At 63.0% G+C, this 2,173-nt stretch carries 3 protein-coding genes; 2 read left to right on the plus strand and 1 reads right to left on the minus strand.

From position 1 onward, the window contains the following. Window positions 1-392, minus strand: a 392-nt coding sequence (locus EN750_RS31005) for a M48 family metalloprotease (RefSeq protein ID WP_145968079.1), incomplete at its 3' end; no start/stop codon positions are given. A gap of 145 nt (window positions 393-537) precedes the next feature. Here EN750_RS31005 and EN750_RS31010 point away from each other — a divergent pair. After that, window positions 538-1,686 carry an aminotransferase class I/II-fold pyridoxal phosphate-dependent enzyme gene (locus EN750_RS31010; RefSeq protein ID WP_127398999.1) on the plus strand — a complete coding sequence of 383 codons (1,149 nt, stop codon included), beginning with the start codon at window positions 538-540 and terminating at the stop codon, window positions 1,684-1,686. 4 nt (window positions 1,687-1,690) lie between these two features. Then, window positions 1,691-2,173: glutaminase (locus tag EN750_RS31015; protein ID WP_189526577.1), on the plus strand; the 483-nt coding region annotated here is incomplete at its 3' end.

Raw genomic sequence — 2,173 nt, forward strand, 5'->3', positions numbered from 1 at the left:
GTCTTGGCTCGTTCGAGCTGGTCGCGCAGCTTCTGCTGGTGGCCGCCGGCGATATGACCGGCTTCGTGCGCGATGACGCCGATGATCTCGTTGGGCGTTTCAGCCGTCATCAGCGCGCCGGTGTTGATGAACAGCCGGCGCCCGGTCACGAAGGCGTTGAAACTCTGGTCATTGACCAGAACGATGTCGATGCCGTCATTCGCCAGGCCAGCCGCCCTGAAGATCGGCCGCGCGTAATCGCGAACCAGCGCCTCGATCTCGGCGTCGCGCACCACCGGCACGTTCTGGGCAAAGGCGCTGACCGAACTCGCCATTGCAACGGCAACGCCAAGCGAAAGCGTCGCGAAGACGCGCGCTGCCTGGGCAATCGTCGATCTGGGTCGGCTCAACATGATGGCTCCACTGGTAGACGAGCGGGCGAAAGATGAAAAGTCGGCGCCGGAAACTTCCTCAACTTGTGATCCTCACATCAATCGGGCATTTGTGCGGCACATGCGCCAGTGCCTGGCGCCGTCAGTCATCGGGAATACTGGTTAAATGGTCGTTTCGCTCTCACGTCGTGGCAATGTCGAGCCCTTCCATGCGATGGACATTCTGGCAGAGGCAAACCGGCTGAAGTCCCAGGGCGTGCCGGTTGTTTCGATGGCCGTCGGCCAGCCCTCCGATCCCGCACCGGTTCTGGTTCGCGCCGCAGCCGCCAAGGCGCTGCAGGACGGACGCATCGGCTACACCGACGCGCTGGGACTGGCAGGTTTGCGCAAGGCGATCGCCGGACACTACGCCGATCACTACGGGCTTGATATCGAGCCCGGCCGGATCGCGGTGACCACTGGATCGTCGGCCGCCTTCAACCTCGCCTTCCTGGCGATGTTCGACCCGGGTGACCGCGTCGCCATCGCGGCACCCGGCTATCCCGCCTATCGCAACATCATGGCCGCGCTCGGCATCGAGGTGGTCGAGATCGAGCTGGGCGACGCCGCCTACGTGCATGCCGGCCATCTCGAGACCGCGCATCGTGAAAAGCCGCTGAAAGGCGTTCTCTTCGCCAGTCCCGCCAATCCAACCGGCGCGGTCATACCGGCCGATGAACTGGCGGCCCTGGTGAGGACGGCACAAGACCTCGGCATCGCCGTCATCTCCGACGAAATCTATCACCGGCTCGCCTATGCCGCCCCCGACACCACGGCGCTTGCCTATGGAGGCGACGTGACCGTGATCAACTCCTTCTCCAAATATTACTGCATGACCGGCTGGCGCATCGGCTGGATGGTGCTGCCGCAAGAACTGGTGCGGCCGGTCGAGCGCGTCGCCCAGAGCCTCTACATCTCGCCGCCGGAACTGTCGCAGATCGCGGCGATCGAAGCGTTCAGGGCGACCGAGGAACTGGAAGCGGTCAAGGGTCGCTATGCCTGGAATCGCGAACTCTTGATGAAACGCCTCCCGGAACTCGGCTTTCCGCTGGCGGCGCCCATGGACGGCGCCTTTTATGCCTTTTGTGACGTCACCAGGCATAGCAATGACAGCATGGCCTTCGCGCGAAAGATGCTGGCCGAGGCGCATGTCGCGGCAACACCCGGCCAAGACTTCGACACTCAGGCCGGGCACCGGACGATGCGTTTCTCCTACGCCGGCAGCCACGACGACATGGTTGAGGCAATGGCGCGCCTCGAACGCTGGTTGAGGTAGCGCCATGCCGGAACTCGAACAGGCCCTCAGACTTGATCAGGCCCACAAACTTGATCAGGCCTCCAAACTTGATCAGGCATTGGCCGAAGTCGCTGCCGAAATGGCCGATCGCACCGATCGCGGTGATGTCGCTTCTTACATTCCGCAGTTGGGTAAGGTCGATCCGACGAAATTCGGCATCGCAGCGGTTACCAATGACGGGCGCGTGCTGACGGCGGGGGACGCCGACCAGGCCTTTTCCATCCAGAGCATCTCGAAAGTGTTCACCCTGACACTGGCGCTCGGCAATGTCGGCGACGCGCTGTGGCAGCGGGTCGGCCGCGAACCGTCAGGCAATCCATTCAACTCGATTGTGCAGCTCGAGCATGAGAACGGCATTCCGCGCAACCCGTTCATCAATGCCGGCGCCATCGTCATTTCCGACATCCTGCTTGCGGGCCACCAGCCGCGCGAGGCGATCGGCGAGATCCTGCGCTTCATCCAGTTC

Source organism: Mesorhizobium sp. M7A.F.Ca.ET.027.03.2.1 (assembly GCF_003999175.1).
Classification (GTDB): domain Bacteria; phylum Pseudomonadota; class Alphaproteobacteria; order Rhizobiales; family Rhizobiaceae; genus Mesorhizobium.